The following is a 14,806-nucleotide window of genomic DNA, read 5'->3' as shown; positions in this document are numbered from 1 at the left end:
CCCGTGCACAGGACGCACGGGGCGGTCCGTTACTGTCCACACGTCGAACGGGCGATTAGGAACTCTCCGCTCGGTGACCTAAGATTACAACTTGATAACGGCCCGACTTCCCCTGAGGAGCACCGGAGCCGCCGGAAGCCACCCGCACTCGGGTGGTTTCCGATGTCTGGAGAAGTCACGTCCCCGGTGGCTTCTGATGGTGAGGAGCAGCATGGCGACATACCAAGCACGTCACGGAAGCACCAGGGCCACATCCCTGCCGGCCCGTGCGCGCAAGGCAGTGACCCGACCCGCGATGGGTGCCGGTGTCGCACTCGCCATCGTCGTGACGGGCGGCGCCACGATGGCCGCAGGCGACCCCGGCCACGAGTCGACGACCGCGTCCGACGCGCTCGACTCGGCGACCCTGAAGCAGATGGCCGAGTCGTCCCGGGCTTCCCTGGCCGACACGAGCCGGATCAACGCCGAACGCGACGCGGTCAACGTCTCCCGCAGCGTGGAGCGCGAGCGCGTGGAGGCCGAGAAGAAGGCCAAGGCCGCGAAGGCGAAGGCCGCCAAGGCCGCTGCCGAGGCGAAGGCCAAGGCCGCCGCCGCGAAGCGCGCCGCCGAGGCGAAGGCCCGCAAGGCCGCCGCCGCCGCGAAGGCCGCCAAGGAGCAGGCCTCGCTGGCCGCCGTGCAGGCCAACCCCAAGCCGACCGCTCAGCGCATGCTGGCCGAGATGGGCTTCGGTGCCGACCAGTGGGGCTGCCTCGAGCAGCTCTGGATCGGTGAGAGCGACTGGAACTACGCGGCGACGAACTCCTCGTCCGGTGCCTACGGCATCCCGCAGTCCCTCCCCGCCTCGAAGATGGCCTCCGCCGGCGCCGACTGGCAGACCAACCCCGCGACCCAGATCCGCTGGGGTCTGGACTACATCAAGCAGTCCTACGGCACCCCGTGTGGCGCGCTGAACTTCTGGAACAGCAACTCCCCGCATTGGTACTGAGCCAGTTTCACGACTGAGCAAGTTTCACCACTGAGCCCGTCCCCGAGTGGGGGCGGGCTCAGCCGCCTTCGGCCATCCGACGCACGTCCAAAGCGGCGTCGAGGTCCCCTTCGCTGATGTCGCCCCGCTCGACGAGGCCCTCGTCGATGACCACCTCACGGATGGACCGGCGCTCGGCCACCGAGCGCTTCACGATCGTCGCGACGACGTCATAGCCGAGGTGCCGGTTGAGCGCCGTCGCGATGGCGGGGGAACCCTCGGCGAGCTCGCGACAGCGCTCCTCGTCGGCCTCGATGCCGTCGATGCAGTGATCGGCCAGGGCGCGTGAGGCGTTCGTGAGCAGGGTGGCCGATTCGATGATGTTGCGCGCCATCACCGGCAGCATGACGTTGAGTTCGAAGGCGCCCGACGCCCCGGCCGTCGTGATCGTCACGTCGTTGCCGATCACCTGCGCGCACACCATGAGCGTGGCCTCGGCGAGCACCGGGTTGACCTTGCCCGGCATGATGCTCGAGCCGGGCTGCAGGTCGGGCAGGCGGATCTCGGCCAGCCCCGATCGGGGGCCGGACCCCATCCAGCGCAGGTCGTTGCAGATCTTCGTCAGCGACACGGCGACGGTGCGCAGCGCCCCGCTCAGCTCGACGACGGCGTCCTGCGCGGACTGGGCCTCGAAGTGGTCCTGCGCCTCGCGCAGCGGCAGCCCCATCTCCTCGGCAAGGCGGGCGATGACGGCGCCGGCGAAGTCCGCGGGCGCGTTGAGCCCCGTCCCCGCGGCAGTGCCCCCCAGCGGCAGCTCGCCCGTGGCGTGCGCGCCCGCGCGCACCCGGGCGGCGCCGAGTTCGACCTGCCGCGCGTAGCCGCCGAACTCCTGGCCGAGCGTCACCGGGACGGCATCCATGAGGTGCGTGCGGCCGGCCTTCACGACGTCGACGAAGGCGGCCGAGCGGCCCCGCAGGGCCACCGCGAGGTGGTCGAGCGCCGGCGCGAGGTCGTCCAGGGCGATGCTCGTCGCAGCGATCCGCAGGGCCGACGGGAAGGTGTCGTTGCTGGACTGCCCCGCGTTGACGTGGTCGTTGGGGTGGACGTCGGTGCCGGCCAGATGCGCCAGCCGGGCCACGACCTCGTTGACGTTCATGTTCGTCGACGTGCCCGAGCCGGTCTGGAAGACGTCGATGGGGAAGTGGTCGTCGTGCTCCCCGTTCGCGACGGCCGAGGCGGCGGTGACGATGGCCTCCGCCTGTTCCGGGGTGACGACGCCGAGGTCGGCGTTGACCCGGGCCGCGGCGGCCTTGATCGCGGCGAGGGCATGGATCACCCGCGGCGGCACGCCCCGCCCGGAGATGGGGAAGTTGGCCACGGCGCGGGCGGTCTGGGCGCCGTACAGGGCGTCGGCCGGGACCTCGACGTCGCCCATCGAGTCGTGCTCGGTGCGGGTGGGTGCGGGCTGGGACGGGCTCATGCCTCCATCATGCTCCGCGCGCGGAGCGCTGGGCTCAGAGCTTGCGCAGCCGCACGCGGGTGACGGTGTGCTCGTCCCCCTTCTGGAGGACGAGGTCGGCGCGACCGCGCGTGGGGATGACGTTCTGACGGAGGTTCGGCTCGTTGATCCGGGTCCAGATGTCGAGGGCGGTGACCCGTGCCTCCTCGTCGGACAGGCTCGCGTAGCGGTGGAAGTACGACTGCGGGTCCGAGAAGGCGGTCTCTCGCAGCCGCAGGAAGCGGTCGACGTACCAGGACCGGAGCTCCGCCAGCGGCGCGTCGACGTAGACGGAGAAGTCGAAGAAGTCGCTCACGGCCAGTCCCGAGCGGCCGTCCTCGAGTGTGCGGGGCGCCTGGAGGACGTTGAGCCCCTCGACGATGAGGACGTCGGGCTTGCGGACGACGATCCGCTCACCGGGCACGATGTCGTAGGTCAGGTGCGAGTAGACCGGGGCGGTGACCTCCGCCATCCCGGACTTGACCTCGGCGATGAACCGCAGCAGGGCCCGGCGGTCGTAGGACTCGGGGAAGCCCTTGCGCATCAACAGATTGCGGCGCTCGAGCTCGGCGTTGGGGTGCAGGAAGCCGTCGGTCGTCACGAGCTCCACGCGCGGGGTGTGCTCCCAGCGGCTGAGCAGCTCCTTGAGCAGGCGGGCCGTCGTCGACTTGCCGACGGCGACCGAGCCGGCCACGCCGATGACGAAGGGGGTCCGCCCCGGTCGCTCCCCGAGGAACTCGGACGTGGCCAGGTGGAGCCCGTAGGTCGCCTCGACGTAGAAGTGCAGGAGGCGCGAGAGGGGGAGGTAGACCTCCTCGACCTCGGCCAGATCGACCGGGTCACCGAGTCCGCGCAGGCGCCGCAGATCCGCGGCGTCGAGGCTCATCGGGTGGCTCTCCCGCAGTCGCGACCATGCCCGACGGTCGAGTTCGACGTAGGGCGAGGGGATCTGGCGGACGGGCTGGGTCACGGGCGCCATTGTGTCCTACGGGCCGCGGCGGTTGGCCCTCGCGCCGGTGCCGCGGGTGTCGGATGTCGGGGCTGCGGGGCGGGGACACTACGCTGGCCCGCATGTGCGGAATCGTGGGATACGTGGGTCCGAGCGCCGACACCAAGGCGCTCGACGTCGTCATGGAGGGCCTGGCGCGGCTCGAGTACCGGGGCTATGACAGCGCCGGAGTGGCGCTCGTCGCCGGCGGTCAGGTCGAGACGGAGAAGCGGGCCGGCAAGCTCGTCAACCTCCAAGAGGCGCTCGCCGCGCACGCGCCCGCGCCCGCGGCGACGGCCATCGGGCACACCCGCTGGGCCACGCACGGCGGTCCCACGGACGGCAACGCGCACCCGCACCGCGGCGGCCCCGAGGGCAAGCTCGCCGTCGTCCACAACGGCATCATCGAGAACTTCCACGCGCTGAAGAACGAGCTCCTCGCCGAGGGCGTCACCTTCACCTCCGAGACCGACACCGAGGTCGCGGCGCAGCTCCTCGGCCGCGAGATGGAGGCCACGGGCGACCTCACGGAGGCCATGCGGGCCGTCGTCAACCGCCTCGAGGGCGCCTTCACCCTGCTCGCCGTGCACGCCGACGCCCCCGACCGGATCGTCGCCGCGCGCCGCAACAGCCCGCTCGTGGTCGGCCTCGGCGACGGCGAGAACTTCCTCGGTTCCGACGTGGCCGCCTTCATCGGCTACACCCGGCACGCGCTCGAGCTCGACCAGGACCAGATCGTCACGATCACCCCGACGAGCCACGAGGTCATCAACTTCGACGGCACCCCCGCGGAGGGCAAGGCCTACGAGGTGACCTGGGACGCGGCCGCGGCGGAGAAGGGCGGCTACGCGACCTTCATGGAGAAGGAGATCCACGACCAGCCGCACGCCGTCGGTGACACCCTGCTGGGTCGCACCGACGAGACCGGGCGCCTCGTCCTCGACGAGCTGCGGATCTCCGAGGAGCAGCTCAGCGCCGTCGACCGGATCTACGTCGTCGCCTGTGGCACGGCCGCCTACGCCGGCATGACCGCGAAGTACGCCATCGAGCACTGGACCCGCATCCCCGTCGAGGTCTCGCTCGCGCACGAGTTCCGCTACTGCGACCCCATCGTCGACGACCGCACGCTGGTCGTCTCGATCAGCCAGTCCGGCGAGACGATGGACACGCTGATGGCCGTCAAGCACGCCCGGAGCCTCGGCGCCCTGACGATCTCCATCTGCAACACGCACGGCTCGACCATCCCGCGCGAGTCCGACGCCGTCCTCTACACGCACGCCGGCCCCGAGATCGCCGTCGCGTCGACGAAGGCCTTCGTCGCGCAGATCACCGCCTGCTACGTCCTGGGCCTCTACCTCGCGCAGCTGCGCGGCGAGACCTACGCGGACGACGCGAAGGCGGTCATGGCCGAGCTGCAGCAGATGCCGGCCAAGATCGAGGAACTCCTCGGGTCGATGGACCGCGTGAAGGAGATCGCGCGCTTCATGGCGGACACCCGCTCGGTCCTCTTCCTCGGACGCAACGTCGGCTACCCCATCGCGATGGAGGGCGCGCTCAAGCTCAAGGAGCTCGCCTACATCCACGCCGAGGGCTTCGCGGCCGGTGAGCTCAAGCACGGGCCGATCGCGCTCATCGACGCCGGCCAGCCCGTCTTCATCGTCGTCCCCGGCCCGGACACCCCGCACGACCTGCACAAGAAAGTCGTCTCCAACATCCAGGAGATCCGCGCGCGCGGTGCCCGCACCATCGTCATCGCCGAGCAGGGCGACGAGGACGTCGTCCCCTTCGCCGACGAGGTCATCCGCGTGCCGCGCTCGTCGCCGCTGCTGCAGCCGCTGCTCACGGTCGTCCCGCTGCAGGTCTTCGCGCTGCACCTCTCGACGGCCAAGGGCCTCGACGTCGACCAGCCGCGCAACCTCGCGAAGTCGGTCACGGTCGAGTGAGGTCGCGGCCGTGATCGTGGGAGTGGGGATCGACGTCGTCGACGTCGAGCGTTTCGGGGAGACCCTCGAGCGCACCCCAGCGCTGCGGGAACGGCTCTTCACCGAGACCGAGCGCGAGCTCGGCCTCAACTCCCTCGCTGCGCGGTTCGCCGCGAAGGAGGCGCTCGCGAAGGCGATGGGCGCGCCGGCCGGCCTGCATTGGCACGACGTCACGGTCCACCGTGCGGAGGACGGGCGGCCCCACCTCGAGATCCGCGGCGGGGTGCGCGCGCGCGCCGAGGACCTCGGGATCGCGACGCTGCACGTGTCGCTCTCGCACGACGGGGGCATCGCCTCGGCCGTCGTCATCGCCGAGGGCTGAACCCGCCCGGCGGGGGAGCGGTAGCGTCGGTCGTGTGATCGAGGCCTACGCACCTGACCAGATTCGTGCCGCCGAGGAACGTCTCGGCGAGGAGCTCCGCTCCGGGGAGTTGATGCGTCGAGCGGCTCGCGGCCTCGCGGAGGTCGTCATGGTGCGACTCGAGGAGCGCGAGGCCGGGACGGTCGTGGGGCTCGTCGGCCCCGGCAACAACGGCGCGGACACCCTCCACGCCCTGGCCCACCTCGCCCACTCCGGCATCAACGCCGCGGCCGTGACCCTGGGAGCCTCGTCGCAGCTGGACACTGCGGCACCCCTCGTCGCAGGTGCCGTGGAGGCGGCCACCGCCGCCGGCGTCCTCCTGCACCCCGCCGGCTCCGAGGGGGCCACGGCGGCCCTTGGCGAGGCCGAGGTCGTCCTCGACGGCATCTACGGCATCGGCGGACGCGCCGGGCTGCCCGACGACGCCCGGGACCTCGTCGACGCGATCGACGAGGACGCCTTCGTCATCGCGGTGGACGTGCCGTCGGGGCAGGACCCCGAAGGGGGCTCGGCCGACCCCGACGCCGTGTGGGCCGACGAGTCGGTCACCTTCGCGACCCCCAAGCCCGTCCACCTCCTGCCGGCGACAGAAGCGGCCACCGGCCGCCTCACCGTCGTCGACATCGGCCTCGACCTCACGGGTGAGGCGCCCGTCGTGCGGCGCCTGACCCGCGACGACGTCGCCGCGCACTGGCCGGTCCCGCTCGCGAGCGACGACAAGTACTCCCGTGGGGTGCTCGGGATCGTCGCCGGGGGTGAGGACTACTCGGGGGCCGCGGTCCTCGCGACGACGGCCGCCGTGTCCGCCGGGGTGGGGATGGTGCGCTACGTCGGCACGCCCACCCCGACGGCGCTCGTGCGCGCCGCCGTCCCCGAGGCCGTCCACGGCGACGGCCGTGTCCAGGCGTGGCTCATCGGCCCGGGTCTCGACGTCGCGGCGACCGGCGAGGACGCTGCCGCGCAGCTCGACATCGCCCGCGCGGCGCTCGCCTCGGACCTGCCGACCGTCGTCGACGCCGGGGGCCTCGACCTCGTCGAGGGTCCGCGGGACGCGCCGACCCTGCTCACGCCGCACGCGGGCGAGTGCGCCCGGCTGTTGGGGCGGCTGCGGGCCGACGCCGATGAGCCGAGCGCGGAGGACGTCACGGCGCACGAGTGGGACGCGGCCGGCGAGCTCGCCGACCTCACCGGTGCGACGGTCCTGCTGAAGGGGGCCACGACGGTCGTCCGCATGCCGGGGGAGGTCGGCGGCTACTCGCAGGCCGAGGCGCCGGCGTGGCTCGCCACGGCCGGGGCCGGGGACGTCCTCGCCGGCCTGCTCGGGGCGCTGCTGGCCGGCGGGGTCGACCCGTCGGTGGCCGGCGCGCTGGGCGCCCTCGTGCACGGGGTCGCGGCGGAGGACGCCAATCCCGGCGGCCCGGTGCGGGCCCTCGCGGTCGCGCACGCGCTGCCGTCCACGGTGGCCGGCCTCCTTCGCCGTGGCCTCACCGCTCCCTGACCGCACGCGACCTAGACTGGCCACGCCCATGGAGACCACACCCGCCCCCGCCCTGTCCGGCTTTTCCTCGCTCGCGACGATCGACCTCGGTGCGATCCGCTACAACGTCGCCGAGCTGCGCCGCCGTGCCGGCTCGGCCGACCTCATGGCCGTCGTCAAGGCCGATGCCTACGGGCACGGCCTCGTTCCTGCCGCTCGTGCGGCGCTGGCGGGCGGCGCGTCCTGGCTGGGTGTCGCCCAGCTGACCGAGGCCCTCGAGCTGCGTCGGGCGGGCGTCACCGCGCCGCTGCTGACGTGGCTCTACGTCCCCGGCGCCGACCTCGGTGCGGCCCTCGCGGCCGACATCGACGTCGCCGTCACGGGCCTGTGGACCCTGCGCGAGGTCGAGGCCGCCGCCCGCGAGTGCGGGCTGCCCGCCAGGATCCACCTCAAGGTCGACACCGGCCTGGCCCGCGGTGGTGCCTGGGGCGCCGAGTGGGAGGAGCTCATGCCCGCCGTGGCGGCCCTCGCCGCGGAGCACGTCGTCCAGGTCGTCGGGATCTTCTCCCACTTCGCCTACGCCGACGCGCCGCAGCACCCGACCGTGCGCGCGCAGCAGGAGAGATTCGAGGGGGCGATCGCCGAGCTGACCCGCGTCGGCATCACGCCCCAGTTGCGCCACCTCGCCAACTCCGCGGCCACGCTGACCAACCCGAGCGCGCACTACGACCTCGTGCGACCGGGCATCGCCATGTACGGGCACTCGCCCGTGCCGGACCTCGGCTCGAGCGCCGACTTCGGCCTGCGTGAGGCCATGCGGCTCACCGCCCGCCTCGCACACGTCAAGGACGCGCCGGCCGATCAGGGCGTCTCCTACGGCCACACCTACCGGACGACCGCCGAGACGACCGTGGGCCTCGTGCCGATGGGCTACTCCGACGGGGTGCCCCGCAACGCGAGCAACGTCGGGCCCGTGTCCATCGGCGGGGAGCGCTTCACCATCGCCGGTCGCGTGTGCATGGACCAGTTCGTCGTCGACCTCGGCCGCGGGACGAGTGCCCGCCCCGGCGACGAGGTCGTCCTCTTCGGGGTCGGCGCCGACGGTGAGCCGACCGCGCAGGACTGGGCGGCCGCGACCGACACGATCAGCTATGAACTCGTCACCCGGGTTGGTGCCCGGGTGGCCCGCACGTGGATCGGCGGCGAGGCCTGATGGCACGCCGATCGGCGATGGCCGGGGTGGGTGTCGGCCTGGGACTGGCCGCGGCCGGTGCCGCCGCGGCCGCCGGTGGCCTGGCTGCGCGGCGGCGCTCCCTGGAGTCGCTGCCCTATGACGGCACGGGCCCCTTTGCCCACCGGCCGGACAAGGTCATGCAGGTCCGGGCGAGCGACGGCGTGGACCTGCATGTCGAAATCGACGAGCCTGAGGGCGTCACGCCCGACCGCCCGACCGTCGTCCTCTCCCACGGGTTCACCCTCAGCCTGGTCGGCTGGGTCCTGCAGCGGAAGGCGCTCATCAAGGCCGGCTACCGCATCGTCACGTGGGACCAGCGCAGCCACGGCATGTCCGGTCGCAGCGACGCCGAGCACTGCACCATCGAGCAGATCGGTGACGACCTCGCGGCCGTCATCGCCGCGGCCGCGCCCGAGGGGCCGCTCGTCCTCGTCGGCCACTCCATGGGCGGTATGACGACCGTCTCGTTCTGCGGCCGCCACCCCGAGATCGTGCGCGAGCGGGTGCTCGCCATCGCCCTGCTCGGCACGAGCATCGGAGGCGAGGGCCTCGTGACGTTGGGGATGGGCCCCGCGCTCGACATCCTGCTGCTGCGCTTCGGTCCCGGCCTGCTCGTCAACATCGGTGCGCGCCAACGGTTGTGGGACGGCCTGCGCAAGGCCGGACGCAGCGTCGAGGCGGCGATGGTCAAGCACTACGGCTTCGGGCCGGACGCTCCGCCGGCCATCATCCGGCTCAGCGCCGACATGATCTTCTCGACGCGACTCGACGCCGTGGCCGCCTTCATGCCGCACCTGCACGCGCTCGACCTCGTCGACGAGGCCGTCGCGATCCACGGGGTCGAGGTGCTCGTCATGAATGGCGACCAGGACGAGATCACGCCACCGCAGCACAGCCGCTACATCGTCCAGCACCTGCCGCACGCCGAGCACGAGCTGCTCCCCGAGACGGGGCACATGCTCCAGCTCGAGCAGCCCGCGCGCGTCAACCAGCAGCTGCTCGACCTCATCGACCGCGGGATGCGTGCGGGTCTGCCGCACCCGCGCACGGGGGCCACGGCGTGACCCTGGTCGTCCCACTCCCCGATGCCGACGCGACGATCGCCTTCGGCCGCCGGATCGGCGAGCTCCTGCGCGCGGGGGACCTGCTCGTGCTCACGGGCGGCCTCGGCGCGGGGAAGACGACGCTGACCCGCGGTCTCGGCGAAGGGCTGGGCGTGCGCGGACCGGTGACGTCCCCGACCTTCGTCATCGCGCGCGTGCACCCGTCGCTCGGCGACGGTCCGGCGCTCGTGCACGTCGACGCCTACCGCCTCGGCGGCCTCGCCGAGCTCGACGACCTCGACCTCGACGCGTCCCTCGACGAGTCCGTCACGGTCGTCGAATGGGGCCACGGCCTCGCCGAGAACCTCACCGACGAGCGCATCGAGATCACCCTCGAGGGACACGAGAGTCGCACCGCGACGATGACCGGCCACGGCGACCGCTGGGTCGAGGTCGCCGACGCGCTGCGGGGGAGGGACGCATGATCCTGCTCGCCATCGACACCTCGACGTCGGCCATCACGGTTGCGGTCCACGACGGCACCGAGTGCCTCGCGTCGGGATCCGTCGTCGACGCGCGCCGGCACACCGAGCAGCTCGCACCGCTGCTTCGTGACGTCCTTGCGGATGCGGGTCTGACCCCGCGCGACGTCACCGACGTCGTCGTCGGGACGGGGCCGGGGCCCTTCACCGGTCTGCGGGTCGGCATCGTCACCGGGCTGACCTTCGCGCATGCGCTCGGCATCCGGGTCCATGGCGTCTGCAGCCTTGACGCCCTGGCACACGGCTGGGCGAAGAACGCGCCCGAGCCGGGGGCGACCTTCCTCGTCGCGTCGGACGCGCGGCGCAAGGAGGTCTATCACGCGACCTACCGCGTCACCGACGACGGCCGCGCCCAGCGGCTGACGGAGCCGGCCGTCTCGCGGCCGGGCGATCTTCCGTCGGCGGTGACCGCGCTACCGACCGTCGGGCGCGGCGCGCAGGTCCACCCGGAGCACCTCCCGAGCGGGGTGACGCCGCTCGACGTCGACGCCGCCGACCTGGCCGCGGTCGCCGCGCCGCTCATCGCCGCGGGGGCCGATCTGCCCACCGAGCCGCTGTACCTGCGCCGGCCCGACGCGGTCGAACCCGCCGCGGTGAAGTCCACGCTCGCCGCCGACGGCCGGGGCCAGCGATGAGCGGCGAGCCCGTGTCGCGAAGTGTGCGAGGAGCGCTGCGGCTGCGCGAGGTGCGCTGGCACGACATCGAGCACCTGGCCGTCCTGGAGCGCGAACTCTTCCCCGACGACGCGTGGTCCGAGGACGTCTGGTGGGCCGAACTCGCCGCACGCCCGCGCCGGGACTACCTCGTGGCCGAGGACGAGCGCGGCATCGTGGCCTACGGCGGCATCGACAACGGTGGCGACGTCGCCGACCTCATGACGATCGCCGTCCACCCGCGCGCCCGTGGAGGGGGTCGGGGCCGGCTGCTGCTCGAAGCCCTCATCGACGTCGCGCGCCAACGGGGCGCCGAGCACCTCATGCTCGAGGTCCGCGCCGACAACGAGCCGGCCCTGGCGTTGTATGCCTCACGCGGCTTCGTGACCCTCCAGACGCGGCGGCGCTACTACCAGCCGGGCGACGTCGACGCGATCGTCATGCGGCTCGATCTCTCCTCGTCGACGGAGGCATCCGCCGACGAGGAATCTGAGTCCATCGCCAGCCACACCACGACCGAGACCAGCCAGGAGGCCGCCGGTGCCTGATCGACCGACCGTGTCCCGGCAGCCTCTCGTGCTGGGGATCGAGACATCCTGCGACGAGACCGGTGTGGGCATCGTGCGCGGCGAGGAACTCCTCGTCGACGCGATCGCCAGCAGCGTCGACGAACACGCCCGCTTCGGCGGGGTCGTGCCCGAGGTCGCCAGCCGTGCCCACCTCGAGGCCATGGTCCCGACGATCGAGCGCGCGTGCCGTGAGGCCGGGGTGCGCCTCGATGACCTCGACGCCATCGCCGTGACGTCGGGCCCGGGACTGGCCGGCGCCCTCATGGTCGGCGTCGCGTCGGCCAAGGCGCTCGCGGTGGCCCTCGGGAAGCCGCTCTACGGGGTGAACCACCTCGCCGCACACGTGGCCGTCGACATCGTCGAGCACGGGCCGCTGCCCGAGCCGACGCTCGCCATGCTCGTCTCCGGTGGGCACTCCTCCCTGCTGCTCGTCCCGGACATCACCAGCGACGTGCGCTCGCTCGGCGCGACGATCGACGACGCCGCGGGGGAGGCCTTCGACAAGGTCGCCCGCGTCCTCGGACTGCCCTTCCCGGGCGGGCCGCACATCGACCGGGCCTCCGAAGCGGGCCATGTCACGATCGACTTCCCGCGCGGCCTGACGGGTGGGCGCGACATGCAGCGGCACCGGTTCGACTTCTCCTTCTCGGGTCTGAAGACGGCCGTGTCACGGTGGGTCGAGACCGAGCGGGCGACGGGGCGCGCCGTCCCCGTGGCGGATGTCGCGGCCTCCTTCCAGGAGGCGGTCGTCGACGTGCTCACCCGTAAGGCGGTGCTGGCGTGCAAGGAGCACGACGTGGCGGCGCTCCAGATCGGTGGCGGCGTGGCCGCGAACCGGCGGCTGCGGGCGATGGCTCAGGAGCGGTGTGACGCGGCCGGGATCCAGCTGCGCGTGCCCCGCCCGGGCCTGTGCACGGACAACGGCGCCATGGTCGCGAGCCTCGGCGCCCAGATGGTCCTCAAGGGGCGGGCGCCCAGCGACCTCGCCCTGGCCGCGGACTCGTCCATGCTCGTCACGGACGTCCAGGCGCACTGACCCCTCACGTTTGGGACACCTGATGTCCCAAACTCGGGGGAAACGGGCCCTCAGACCCCAGTAAGGGACACCTGATGTCCCAAACTCGGGGGAAACGGGCCCTCAGACCCCAGGAAGGGACACCTGATGTCCCAAACTCGGGGGAAACGAGCCCTCAGACCCCAGTAAGGGACACCTGATGTCCCAAACTCGGGAAGGGGAGGGGCGGACAGGGGCGAGCCGACGGTCAGCCGCAGTCGAGGAGGCCCATCTTCTCCTTGAGGGTGAGGACGCGGCCCACGCTCGCCTCGACCTTCGCGCTGAAGGCCTCGTCCGCCTTCGCACGGGCGATGAGGCCGCCGGTCATGGCCTCGGTCGTCCCCGGATCCGCGGTCAGCACGATGTCCCCACCGGCCTCGACGAACCGCACGGCGCGGTCGGCCGGCGGCGTCGCGGACACGGCCTTGGCGACGCCCACGTCGTCGGTGATGACGACGCCCTCGTAGCCGAGGTCCTTGCGGAGCATGCCGTCGACGATGGCGGAGGAGAAGACGGCCGGGTTCTTCGCGTCGATGCGCGGATAGGTCGCCGAGCCGACCATGACGAAGGAGGCCCCGGCCTTGATCCCGGACGCGAACGGCTTGAGGTACGCGTCGTCGCGGGTCATGACGGTGTCGTTGACGCCGCTCGCCGTGAGGTCCGTGTTGCCGGTGATCCGACCGATCCCGGGGAAGTGCTTCACCGTCGGGGCGACCTTCCCGGCGAGCATGCCGCGGATGTAGGCGTCCGAGCTCGTGGCGGCGGCCTCCGGCGTGCTGCCGTACTGGCGGCCCCACTTGCCGATCGGTTCGTTGGCGGTGCCGATCGAGGTCGGGACGACGTCGGCGACGGGGGCGAGGTTGACGTTGACCCCCGCACCGGCGAGCGTCTTCGCCCATCCGGTCGCCGCCGTCGTCAGTGCTGCCGGGTCCATCTGGCCCTGCTCGACGCCCGACGGCATGGCCGGGAACCCGGCGCCCCGCAGTTGCTGGATCTCCCCACCCTCCTGGTCGGCGGCGACGAAGAGTCCGATCCCCGAGGCCTCGTCGGCGACGGCCTGCATGTGCGCGGACGCGGCGCGCACGGTCTCGGCGCCGGACCATCCGCCGAGGTAGATGACGCCGCCGATGTGCTGGCCGCTGATCTGGGCGTCGAGGCCCGCCTGCCCGGCGGTGGGCTGGAGCGCCACCATGAGCAGTTGTCCGGCCCGCTCGGCCTGGGACAGTTCGCCGGCGCGGGTCGCCGCGCAGGCGGAGACGCCCTTCGCGGGACGCTTTCTCGTCGTGCTGCTGGACGAGCCACTGGCCTCGGACGATGGGCTGGACGTCGTGCTGGACGAGTCGGCGGAGGAGGAGGTGTCCGACGCGGAGGTCGTCTCGCTCGTGGCGTCGTCCTGCCCGTCACCACAGGCCGACAGGCCGAGCGTGAGGACGCCGGTCAGGGCGAGGGCGGTCACGGAACGGGAGGGCGAAGGTCGCTGAGGCACCCGTCGACGGTATCGCGACTGGATAGCCTCGCCGTCATGAGCGACCAGCCACCCGCAGCCCCGGCGAGCCTCTGATGGGGCACGTCCTCGTCCTCGGCGCCCTCAACCTCGACCTCGTCACGCGCGTCGAGCGGCACCCGGCGCCGGGGGAGACCGTGCTCGGTCAGGGACCCGAGCTGTTCGATGGCGGGAAGGGGGGCAACCAGGCCGTCGCAGCCCGCGCCGGCGGCGCGGACGTCGCCATGGTCGGTGCGGTGGGGGACGACGAAGGGGGCCGCGCCTACCGCGACCGCCTCGCGGCCCGCGGCATCGACGTCATCGGCGTCGCCGTCAGGTCCGGGGTGCCCACGGGGCACGCGCTCATCACGGTGTCGGAGAGCGGGGAGAACACGATTGTCGTCGTTCCCGGCGCCAACGAGACCGTCGACACGGGCGACCTTCGGGCCGCCGCCTCCAGCATCGGCCCGGGCGACGTCCTGCTGACCCAGCTCGAGGTCCCGCTCCGCACGGTCGCCGAGGCAGCCCGGGCGGCCGCCGCGGCCGGGGCTCGCGTGATCATCAACGCGGCCCCCTTCGCCGCCCTTCCGCATGACGTCATCGCCCTGGCCGACCCGCTCGTCGTCAATGAGCACGAGGCCATGCTGCTGGCCGACTCCGGTCTGGTCCCCTCGTCGCTGCTCGTGACCTTCGGTGCGGGTGGCGCCGCGTGGGACCTCGAGCGGGTCGACAGTCAGCCGGTCCCGGACGACGAGGTGATCGACACGACCGGTGCCGGCGACGCCTTCTGTGGGGCGCTGGCCGCGGCCCTGGCCGCCGGCGCCGACCGGTCGCGCGCCCTCGCCGTCGCGACCGCCGCGGGCGCCGCGGCGGTCCGTCACCAGGGAGCTCAGCCCGAGATGCAACATCCCGGTGACCCCTCCGTCATGTGAGGAGGGATGAAGCCGTCTAGGTTGGG

Annotated in this window: 14 protein-coding genes; 11 read left to right on the top strand and 3 right to left on the bottom strand. The window is 72.5% G+C overall.

The annotated features are described in order from the left end of the window. Nucleotides 1–280: 280 nt before the first annotated feature. A complete protein-coding gene (locus ACQBAS_RS10575) occupies nucleotides 281–985 on the top strand; it encodes a hypothetical protein (protein WP_427383766.1) in 705 nt (234 codons plus the stop codon). Nucleotides 986–1,043: 58 nt separating this feature from the next. Here ACQBAS_RS10575 and ACQBAS_RS10570 read toward each other — a convergent pair whose 3' ends face one another. Both ACQBAS_RS10570 and coaA read right to left on the bottom strand, forming a co-directional pair. Beyond that, a complete protein-coding gene (locus ACQBAS_RS10570; protein ID WP_427383765.1) occupies nucleotides 1,044–2,444 on the bottom strand; it encodes a class II fumarate hydratase in 1,401 nt (466 codons plus the stop codon). A gap of 34 nt (nucleotides 2,445–2,478) precedes the next feature. Next, nucleotides 2,479–3,432 (bottom strand): type I pantothenate kinase, encoded by a 954-nt coding sequence (gene coaA, locus ACQBAS_RS10565; RefSeq protein WP_427383763.1) that lies wholly within the window; start codon nucleotides 3,430–3,432, stop codon nucleotides 2,479–2,481. A gap of 101 nt (nucleotides 3,433–3,533) precedes the next feature. Here coaA and glmS point away from each other — a divergent pair, with 101 nt between their 5' ends. From glmS to tsaD, 9 genes are read left to right on the top strand one after another with little or no spacing between them, the layout of a single operon-like run. Continuing rightward, a complete protein-coding gene (gene glmS / locus ACQBAS_RS10560) occupies nucleotides 3,534–5,393 on the top strand; it encodes a glutamine--fructose-6-phosphate transaminase (isomerizing) (protein WP_427383762.1) in 1,860 nt (619 codons plus the stop codon). Nucleotides 5,394–5,403: 10 nt separating this feature from the next. Beyond that, nucleotides 5,404–5,754, top strand: a complete 351-nt coding sequence (locus ACQBAS_RS10555) for a holo-ACP synthase (RefSeq protein WP_427383761.1) — start codon at nucleotides 5,404–5,406, stop codon at nucleotides 5,752–5,754. 34 nt (nucleotides 5,755–5,788) lie between these two features. Further along, a complete protein-coding gene (locus tag ACQBAS_RS10550) occupies nucleotides 5,789–7,291 on the top strand; it encodes a bifunctional ADP-dependent NAD(P)H-hydrate dehydratase/NAD(P)H-hydrate epimerase (RefSeq protein ID WP_427383760.1) in 1,503 nt (500 codons plus the stop codon). A gap of 28 nt (nucleotides 7,292–7,319) precedes the next feature. After that, on the top strand, nucleotides 7,320–8,483 hold the full coding sequence (gene alr, locus ACQBAS_RS10545) for an alanine racemase (protein WP_427383758.1): 1,164 nt from the start codon (nucleotides 7,320–7,322) through the stop codon (nucleotides 8,481–8,483). Next, the gene (locus ACQBAS_RS10540) at nucleotides 8,483–9,568 is read left to right on the top strand and encodes an alpha/beta fold hydrolase (RefSeq protein ID WP_427383756.1); all 1,086 of its coding nucleotides are present in this window, start codon (nucleotides 8,483–8,485) and stop codon (nucleotides 9,566–9,568) included. The genes alr and ACQBAS_RS10540 overlap by 1 nt, the downstream gene beginning before the upstream one ends. Further along, nucleotides 9,565–10,032 (top strand): tRNA (adenosine(37)-N6)-threonylcarbamoyltransferase complex ATPase subunit type 1 TsaE, encoded by a 468-nt coding sequence (tsaE, locus tag ACQBAS_RS10535; RefSeq protein ID WP_427383755.1) that lies wholly within the window; start codon nucleotides 9,565–9,567, stop codon nucleotides 10,030–10,032. The genes ACQBAS_RS10540 and tsaE overlap by 4 nt, the downstream gene beginning before the upstream one ends. Further along, a complete protein-coding gene (gene tsaB, locus ACQBAS_RS10530) occupies nucleotides 10,029–10,724 on the top strand; it encodes a tRNA (adenosine(37)-N6)-threonylcarbamoyltransferase complex dimerization subunit type 1 TsaB (RefSeq protein WP_427383753.1) in 696 nt (231 codons plus the stop codon). Before tsaE ends, tsaB begins: the two co-directional genes overlap by 4 nt. Next, nucleotides 10,721–11,290 carry a ribosomal protein S18-alanine N-acetyltransferase gene (gene rimI / locus ACQBAS_RS10525; RefSeq protein WP_427383752.1) on the top strand — a complete coding sequence of 190 codons (570 nt, stop codon included), beginning with the start codon at nucleotides 10,721–10,723 and terminating at the stop codon, nucleotides 11,288–11,290. Before tsaB ends, rimI begins: the two co-directional genes overlap by 4 nt. A 10-nt stretch (nucleotides 11,291–11,300) precedes the next feature. Next, nucleotides 11,301–12,347, top strand: a complete 1,047-nt coding sequence (tsaD, locus tag ACQBAS_RS10520; RefSeq protein WP_427385625.1) for a tRNA (adenosine(37)-N6)-threonylcarbamoyltransferase complex transferase subunit TsaD — start codon at nucleotides 11,301–11,303, stop codon at nucleotides 12,345–12,347. Between the two features lie 226 nt (nucleotides 12,348–12,573). Here tsaD and ACQBAS_RS10515 read toward each other — a convergent pair whose 3' ends face one another. After that, nucleotides 12,574–13,851 (bottom strand): glycoside hydrolase family 3 N-terminal domain-containing protein, encoded by a 1,278-nt coding sequence (locus ACQBAS_RS10515; RefSeq protein ID WP_427383750.1) that lies wholly within the window; start codon nucleotides 13,849–13,851, stop codon nucleotides 12,574–12,576. Nucleotides 13,852–13,925: 74 nt separating this feature from the next. Here ACQBAS_RS10515 and ACQBAS_RS10510 point away from each other — a divergent pair, with 74 nt between their 5' ends. Beyond that, nucleotides 13,926–14,780, top strand: coding sequence for a ribokinase (locus ACQBAS_RS10510; RefSeq protein ID WP_427383748.1), 855 nt, complete (start codon nucleotides 13,926–13,928; stop codon nucleotides 14,778–14,780). Nucleotides 14,781–14,806 lie beyond the last annotated feature (26 nt).

Origin of the sequence: Janibacter zhaoxuefangae (assembly GCF_050271985.1) — a bacterium.
Classification (GTDB): Bacteria; Actinomycetota; Actinomycetes; order Actinomycetales; family Dermatophilaceae.
The sequence above is the reverse complement of the archived record's forward strand: the minus strand, read 5'-3'. Positions and strand labels throughout refer to the sequence as shown.

Excerpts from the sequence above, each read along its gene's own strand:
- glmS (WP_427383762.1), top strand. The coding sequence starts at position 3,534 with ATGTGCGGAATCGTGGGATACGTGGGTCCGAGCGCCGACACCAAGGCG.
- tsaB (WP_427383753.1), top strand. The coding sequence starts at position 10,029 with ATGATCCTGCTCGCCATCGACACCTCGACGTCGGCCATCACGGTTGCG.
- ACQBAS_RS10540 (WP_427383756.1), top strand. The coding sequence starts at position 8,483 with ATGGCACGCCGATCGGCGATGGCCGGGGTGGGTGTCGGCCTGGGACTG.
- alr (WP_427383758.1), top strand. The coding sequence starts at position 7,320 with ATGGAGACCACACCCGCCCCCGCCCTGTCCGGCTTTTCCTCGCTCGCG.
- ACQBAS_RS10570 (WP_427383765.1), bottom strand. The coding sequence starts at position 2,444 with ATGAGCCCGTCCCAGCCCGCACCCACCCGCACCGAGCACGACTCGATG.
- rimI (WP_427383752.1), top strand. The coding sequence starts at position 10,721 with ATGAGCGGCGAGCCCGTGTCGCGAAGTGTGCGAGGAGCGCTGCGGCTG.
- ACQBAS_RS10510 (WP_427383748.1), top strand. The coding sequence starts at position 13,926 with ATGGGGCACGTCCTCGTCCTCGGCGCCCTCAACCTCGACCTCGTCACG.